9 protein-coding genes are annotated in these 6,649 nt (G+C 69.0%); 8 read left to right on the top strand and 1 reads right to left on the bottom strand.

Annotation, left to right across the window (positions count from 1 at the left end; translation table 11 throughout):
• The first annotated feature begins 224 nt into the window (after positions 1-224).
• Complete coding sequence (locus ABD879_RS04385; protein WP_345017647.1) at positions 225-428, top strand: hypothetical protein; 204 nt, start codon at positions 225-227, stop codon at positions 426-428.
• A gap of 3 nt (positions 429-431) precedes the next feature.
• On the opposite strand, the gene ABD879_RS33110 is transcribed toward ABD879_RS04385, so the two are convergent.
• On the bottom strand, positions 432-1,913 hold the full coding sequence (locus ABD879_RS33110) for an NsdA family TPR-like regulatory protein (protein ID WP_486303739.1): 1,482 nt from the start codon (positions 1,911-1,913) through the stop codon (positions 432-434).
• On the opposite strand from ABD879_RS33110, the gene ABD879_RS04375 reads away from it, so the two are divergent.
• The 7 genes from ABD879_RS04375 (at position 1,893) to ABD879_RS04345 (ending at position 6,567) form a co-directional block, all read left to right on the top strand.
• Positions 1,893-2,282, top strand: a complete 390-nt coding sequence (locus ABD879_RS04375) for an NADPH-dependent FMN reductase family protein (protein ID WP_345017645.1) — start codon at positions 1,893-1,895, stop codon at positions 2,280-2,282. The genes ABD879_RS33110 and ABD879_RS04375 overlap by 21 nt on opposite strands.
• A 321-nt stretch (positions 2,283-2,603) precedes the next feature.
• Complete coding sequence (locus ABD879_RS04370; RefSeq protein WP_345017644.1) at positions 2,604-2,936, top strand: DNA-directed RNA polymerase subunit alpha C-terminal domain-containing protein; 333 nt, start codon at positions 2,604-2,606, stop codon at positions 2,934-2,936.
• Positions 2,937-3,120: 184 nt separating this feature from the next.
• Positions 3,121-3,846, top strand: a complete 726-nt coding sequence (locus tag ABD879_RS04365; protein WP_345017642.1) for a GntR family transcriptional regulator — start codon at positions 3,121-3,123, stop codon at positions 3,844-3,846.
• A gap of 129 nt (positions 3,847-3,975) precedes the next feature.
• Positions 3,976-4,407 (top strand): plasmid replication, integration and excision activator, encoded by a 432-nt coding sequence (locus ABD879_RS04360; protein ID WP_345017640.1) that lies wholly within the window; start codon positions 3,976-3,978, stop codon positions 4,405-4,407.
• Positions 4,407-4,697 (top strand): hypothetical protein, encoded by a 291-nt coding sequence (locus ABD879_RS04355; protein ID WP_345017638.1) that lies wholly within the window; start codon positions 4,407-4,409, stop codon positions 4,695-4,697. Before ABD879_RS04360 ends, ABD879_RS04355 begins: the two co-directional genes overlap by 1 nt.
• The gene (locus tag ABD879_RS04350; RefSeq protein WP_345017636.1) at positions 4,694-5,002 is read left to right on the top strand and encodes a hypothetical protein; all 309 of its coding nucleotides are present in this window, start codon (positions 4,694-4,696) and stop codon (positions 5,000-5,002) included. The genes ABD879_RS04355 and ABD879_RS04350 overlap by 4 nt, the downstream gene beginning before the upstream one ends.
• 86 nt (positions 5,003-5,088) lie before the next feature.
• Entirely contained in the window at positions 5,089-6,567 is a 1,479-nt protein-coding gene (locus tag ABD879_RS04345; protein ID WP_345017634.1) for an FtsK/SpoIIIE domain-containing protein, read from the top strand.
• Positions 6,568-6,649: the final 82 nt, after the last annotated feature.

The following is a 6,649-nucleotide window of genomic DNA, read 5'->3' as shown; positions in this document are numbered from 1 at the left end:
CGCCCACGCCGCACGCTCCGGGCGGCGTGGGCGCGGGGCCGGTGCGGCGGCGCGAGCGGCGCCGCCCTTGATCCCTAAAAGCGGAATTCGGCAACGATCACAGGCGGTACGTCGTAGCAGCTTGGCGGCTGGCGTCTGCGTCGGATGGCGTTGCTAGCGTGGGGCTGCTGATGCCCTCGGCCTGCGTGAGGGCTCGCTGTGGAACGCATGATGAGGGAGTAACTGTGCAGACCTGGAAGGTCACATACGCCGTGAACGACGGTAGCGGCATGTTCGGCCTGGAACCTCCCCGCACGGAGACGTGCGAGCTGGAGCTAGAGACGGATGGGCTGGAAGAACAAGCGATCATCGAAATGATCTGGGCTGCCGTCCATGAGCGCATCGGGGAACACGCCGTACCGACGGACGCGGAATTGCTCAAGAGCTAGGGGTCACATGCGGTTGCGTGCGTCTCTGAACCTGGCCGAGTAGTACGCATGGTCACGGGGGTAGTCGCTCAGTCGGTCAAGGTTCTGGGCGTACCGTTCGGCGGCGTCTCTCCAGTCTCGAACGGCATAGGCCATATCAGCGCGTTGCAGCTCTGCGCGTACGGGGTCAAGCCAGTAGAGCCAACCGGGGCGGTCGGCGTCGTCGGGAACCTGCAACGCGAGATCTAGTGCCTCGTCGCCCAAGCGTCGGGCGCGGTCTCGTTCTCCGACTGCTGCGGCTGCCATGCCTTCGGCGTGTGCTGCGATGGCGGCGGCGGCCGGGGAGAGTGGCCGCGGTGCCTGTCGCGCTGTTTCGGCAATGCGTAGGGCTCGGACGGGGTCCTGGCGGGTGAGCGCGTAGTACGACCGGACCCTTGTGACCCATGAGATCAGGTCGACAGCTCCCGCTTCGATGGCCCAACCGTGCGCGAGATCCAACCAGGTAAGGGCTGGTCCAGTCTTCTCCTCCTGGGCGGCGACCCAAGACAACCAGTGCGCGTGTTCGGCGGCAAGGGTCAGAAGTCGGTCGGCTGCCTCGCCTGATGCGTCGGGGAGGAGACGGGTCACTGAGTCGAGTTGGCTTCGGACGACGGGCCATAGCTCGCGCCCGCCTACTACGTCTTCGGCGCGGCGGTGGGTAGCTAGTACTTCGGTGATCCAGTTCGCTAGGCGCATGTCGACGCGGCGGGTCGTGTGCGCGTGTGCGATGCGCTCGCGTAGTTCTGCGGGCGGCTGCCATGCTGACAGCTCCTGCTCGTTCGCTGGTACTCCGCGCAACTCTTCCGGCACTTTGAGCCCCTGTGTGATGCGATCGATGACCTCGGCTGACGTGATCCGCGTCTTCCCGCGCACCACATTGGAGATGTACGGCTGAGCCATCCCTACTAGCGGCTCTAGCTGGCGTTGAGTAAGGCGAGCCGCCCGCATGTACTCACGGAAGATCGCGGCCCAGTCTCCACTAGCCCATGCGGCACGTAGACGCGGATCATCCCAGGGTTGCCGATCAGTCACCCCACGAAGATACGACGGCGATATACGCCCTGCATATCGGTTCTGCGCTTCCGATTCCTCAGCATGGATGCCCACGTTCACCGAGTCGGGCTGATGAGGAGCAACACCACGGTGAGGCAAGAGCCGCAGACGAGCAGCGTTGACCAGTGCCCTTCGTGCAACGGGCGTGGGTGGAAGTGGGCTTCCCCCCGGCGGTACCTGCTGTTCAGGCCATCCGATGCGGGCCTTTGGCCAAGTCGTCGGCGGGTTCGCTGCGAGCGCTGTACCTCTTCCGCTCGGCCCGAGGTGGCGTGATGAGCTGCGGGGCCGGCGGCGTGGTGTGGGCGGGCAGTACCCGGCCCAACCCCCAGGCTGCGCGGGGTGGGGGTCGTTCCCGCGTCGCCGGTCCCGCTTCCAATCCAGGGAGGCGGAGCGATGAACGATGCGGCGCGGCATCGGCCGGTGGCCGAACTGGTGACGGCGCTGGTGGAGGAGCTGCAAGCGCGGGGCCTGGTGGGCGCGGTGTACCGGGGTGGTGTGGTGCGCGTGCTCAACCCGGCCGGGGAGCCTGATCGCAGCGACCCTTACGCGCGGGTGAGTCCGGGCCTGCGGCAGGAGGTGCAGTGCCTCCGCAACCCTGATGACGGCGGGGCGCCGTGGTGGTACTGGGCGTGGGCGGGGCCGACCCGGCAGTCTCCCCCGGACTTGGAGCCGTTGTGTCCCGCGACCGATGCCGCGACGGCGGCTGAACGGATCGCGAAAGTCCTGGAGGTGCCCTCCTCCGCTGACGCGGCGTCACACGGCGGGGTGCGTGATGACGGGTGAGCAGCCGTGCCGGGTGTCGCTGTCCGATGCGGATGGGCGGCTGCTGGCACTGATCAGGCAGGACTTTCCGGAGGTACCGGCGTGGTACGGGAAGAGGACGGGCACCTGGTGGGCGATGGTCCCGATCGGGCCGCGGTGGCGGCTGGTGGAAGCGGTCGACCTTGCGGAGTTGCGGGGAGCGATCCTGAATCCGGCGGGTTGGCCGTGGCCTCGGAACTGGGTGGCGCTGCCGTAGGCGGCTCCGGGCATGTCGGCGCGCACGTGGCGGGGCATGTGGGGGTGACGTTGGCGTGTCCGGTGTCGTGCCTGGGGTTGCGCACCGTGGGTGATCTGGTGCGGCTGCTGGAGGAGGCCGGCCGGGTGGCCAGGCTGCCGGACAACGAGCACCCGGCCGGTCTGGTCACTCATCGACATCCTGAGGGCGTGGTCTCCCTGGACTGTCCGCTGGCGTGCCTGGATCTGCCGGTTCGGGCGGCGAAGCGGCTGCGCCGGGGGAGCGACTGCCGGACGGTCGGTGACCTGCTGCGGCTGCTGCGCAGTGGTGAACTGCTCGACATTCGCGGTATCGGCGTCGGTGCTGAGGCGGAGATCAAGCGAACGTTTCTGCGTGCGGGAATCGACCCGGATGACTGGAGGGTGCCTGAAAGAGCCTAGGGCCGTCCGGGCAGGCACGGCCTTGGGGAACCCCTGGAAGGAAGCGGCTCCGGTGGCTCGGGCGGGACCTTCCGGGGGGTTCGTCGTTTTGGTCCTGGTGGTGGGCGTCCGGGAGGAGTGACAGCCTGCGGACCGGCGGCTAACCTCTTGGCTACTTGTGTCGTCAAGCTGTTGGCAGGCCGCGATGTCGGATGATCACACTCCTAAGTATCTGCGGGTTCTGGAAGTTCTCCAGAAGCGCATTCAGGACGGTACCTATCCGGTTGGCGAGCGTCTGCCGTCTGAGGCTGCGTTGGTCCGAGAGTTCTCGGTGGCGCGTTCTACGGTGGTGCGGGCGCTCAATGATCTTGAGTTGCTCGGCTGGATCGAGCGCGAGCACGGACGCGGCTCGTTCGTGAAGTCGCCTCCCTCGGGGGAGTCGGAGGATCGCCCCCGGCTGGGCCTGGCGGTGCTGGACCGCCAGGAAGACGCGGATTCGGTCCGGCTGGTGGAGGCGGGGCGGCGGTCTGCTCCTGGCTGGGTGGCGGCGCGCTTGGGCCTGGCCAAGAACGCGCCGGTCGTGCTGCGGCGCTACCTCGGCGTTCATGAGGGCGTGATCAGTGACCTTGTGTCGCTGTGGGCTCCGCTGGACATCGCGAGCAAGGGACCCCTTGGCCAACCGGACCCGTTGACGGTGCCGGTCCGGCGGCTGCTGACCATGGCGGCGGCGGGACGCCTGGTCCGCGTCATGGAGACGATCAGCGCGCGGCGCGCCTCCGACGACGAGGCGAAGCTCTTGGAGTTGGCGCCGGGTGAACCGGTGCTGTCGGTGGTGGGCTCGGTGCTGGACTCCACCGGCCGGACGGTCCTGGTCGCGGAGGTGGCGCTACCGGGGTCGCTGCATGAGCTGACCGACAGTTACCCAATTTGATGTGATCTAGATCACTCTGATTCGTCAGCTCGCCCCTCTTGCGATCCACGCTTGATCACGTATCTTCGAGTCAGGCAACTTGATCCTACAAGTAGCCAAGAAGAGGATCGACAAGGGAGGCGGTCGCGCATGGCGATTCAGGGTCGGATCCCCGTGAGCTTCGGGGACGTGTTCCCGCACGGGGTGTACGCGACGGGTCCGGCGGAACCGCTGGAGAACTTCGACACCAAGCGTCAGGAGACCGACAAGGACACGGGTCTGCCGGTGTGGGTGGTGGACGTGTACGACGCTGACCCGGAGGCGGGTCACAAGGCGTCGGCGATCCGGGTGAAGATCGCGGCGTCGGTGTGTCCGGTGCTGCCGGAACCGGCGTTCGGGCCGTTCCGGCCGATCGAGTTCGACGGGCTCACGGTGACGCCGTGGGTGGAGGTCACGGGGCGGATGCCCAACGGCGAACCGCGTACCCGGGTGGCGTACTCCTTCCGCGCGACGGGTGTCCGGGCGGCCGGTATCGGCGGCGGCAAGGCTCGTCCGGCTGCTGCGGGCAAGGACGCGGCCTGATGGGCGGCCGGATGAACGGCGGACGCGCGGCGGCGGTCACCCTGCCGGTCGACATGACGGCACGCGCTTCGTTCCGGCCGTTCCGCGACTCCTCCCCGGTGTTCACGGTGGCGGCGGGTCGGCTGGTGGTCCGCCTGGTGCTGCCGGAGCGGCTGACGGCTGGTGATGTGGAGTTCGCGCGGCGGCTGGCCGATCAGGCGTCGGCGTATGCGGCCGAGGTCGAACGGCGGTACGGCGCTCGCTCGTCGTCGCGGTCGGCGGGCGGGTCGGGTAAGGGGCGTGCGGCATGAGCGACGCCTACAGCTACACCACGGTCGTGGTCGACCCGGACGGCACGTCGCGGATCTCGGTGAGCCTGCGCCCGGACGACGACATGAGCGTCGTGTGCCCCACGGGCCGTGATCGGGCGCAGATCTCGGTGTCGCACGCCGCCGCGCACGTCCTCATCGGTCCGGCGGCCCCGGAGGCACCGACGGCGGAGGACGTGCGGGTGGCGCGCAAGCTCGCCGAGTCGTTCGCCGTCTACGCGGCCGAGGTCGAGCGGTTGCACGCGGCGGCGCAGCGGGCCGTGGTGTCCGATTCGCCGGCGGCCTGACCAGTAAGGCGGGGCGGCTGGAGCTGGTACCTCCGGCCGCCCCTGTCTCTCCCCTTCTGACCTGCTCGGAGAAGAGGTGATCCATCATGGCATGGGAGTTCCGCAAGCTCGGGCCTGGTGAGAACGTCGCGGTGGAGGCGTCGGGCGATCCGTTCGCGCCGCCCAAGTGGGCGCCTCCGGTGTGGCACATGCCTGAGGGCCTGGTGCTGCTCGTCAACGCGCTGCGGGGCGTGCTGGCCCTGGTGGCGTTCGTGGTGCGCAACATCGTCCCGTTGTCGTTGGCCGGTGGCCTGGCCTGGCTCGGTCAGCGGTACGGCTGGCGTCTGCCGGTGGGGCTGGTGGTGATGGCGGGGGCGGGCCTGGGCGGCTGGTGGGCGGCCGACCGTGCCTCGTTCCTGCGGTGGGTCGGCTGGCCGGTCCTGTCCCGCTGGCGCCTGGTGCGCGTGTACCGGCGCGACTGGCAACCGGTCATGGTGACGGCGGGTCTGTCGCGCACGCATAAGCGGCGTGAGTACCTGCCTGCGATCGTCAAGGTGCGGTCCGGGCCGACCACGGATCGCGTCCTGGTGCGGATGCTCAAGGGGCAGGCTCCCGATGCCTGGGAGGCGGTGACGGCGAACCTGGCGCACGGGTTCGGCGCAACCCTGTGCCGCGTCCGGGGCGGTGATCGTCCGGGCCGTGTCTGGCTGGAGTTCGTCCGCAAAGACGCACTCGCTACCCCGATTCCCGCGCTGCCCCTCTGCGAGGATCCGGCGGCGGTGGACCTGACGGGGGTGGTGATCGGGCGGTGTGAGGATGGCGGGCCGTGGCGGCTGCGGCTGCTGGGAACGCATGTGCTGGTCGCCGGGGCCACCGGGGCCGGTAAGGGGTCGGTGCTGTGGTCCATCGTGCGGGCGCTGCTGCCGCTGATGCGCGCGGGCCTGGTGGAGGTGTGGGCGATCGATCCCAAGCGCATGGAGTTGTCCTATGGGCGGGCGCTGTTCGAACGCTACGGCCGGTACTCCGATGACCCGGACGGCGGCATGGTGGAGCTGCTGGAGGCGGCCGCGCGGGACATGAACACCCGGGCCGCACAGTTCGCGGGCAAGGTCCGGTCCTTCACCGCGAGCCACGAGTACCCGTTCCGGGTCGTGATCGTGGATGAGCTGGCGTTCCTGACGGCCTACTGCCCGTCCAAGGATCTGCGGCGGCGGGCGGAGTCGGCGCTTGCCATCCTCACCTCACAGGGCCGGTCGGTCGGGTACTGCGTGATCGGGGCGCAGCAGGACGCACGCAAAGAGGTCAACAACCTGCGCAACCTGTTCCCCACCCGGATAGCGCTGCGCCTCGACGAGGACGAACAGGTTGACATGGTGCTGGGCGACGGGTCCCGCGACCGTGGCGCCTACGCCGACAAGATCAGCCCGATTCCCCGGATCGGTGCCGGGGTGGGGTTCGTCCGGCTGGAGACCTCCCCTGACCCGGTGCGGGTGCGGGCGGGCTACGTCTCCGACGACGACATCGACGCGATGGTCGTGATGGCCCTGGGCTCCCCGGACGGCGAGACCGGATCGGAGGCGGCGTGACCGGAACACTCCCCCTGTTCGGGCAAGGGCCGGACACGCCTCCCGCTGATGTGCCGGTCAAGACGTTGCCTCCGCTGGCTCC

This window comes from Actinomadura keratinilytica (genome assembly GCF_039539665.1).
Classification (GTDB): domain Bacteria; phylum Actinomycetota; class Actinomycetes; order Streptosporangiales; family Streptosporangiaceae; genus Spirillospora; species Spirillospora keratinilytica.
The sequence above is the reverse complement of the archived record's forward strand: the minus strand, read 5'-3'. Positions and strand labels throughout refer to the sequence as shown.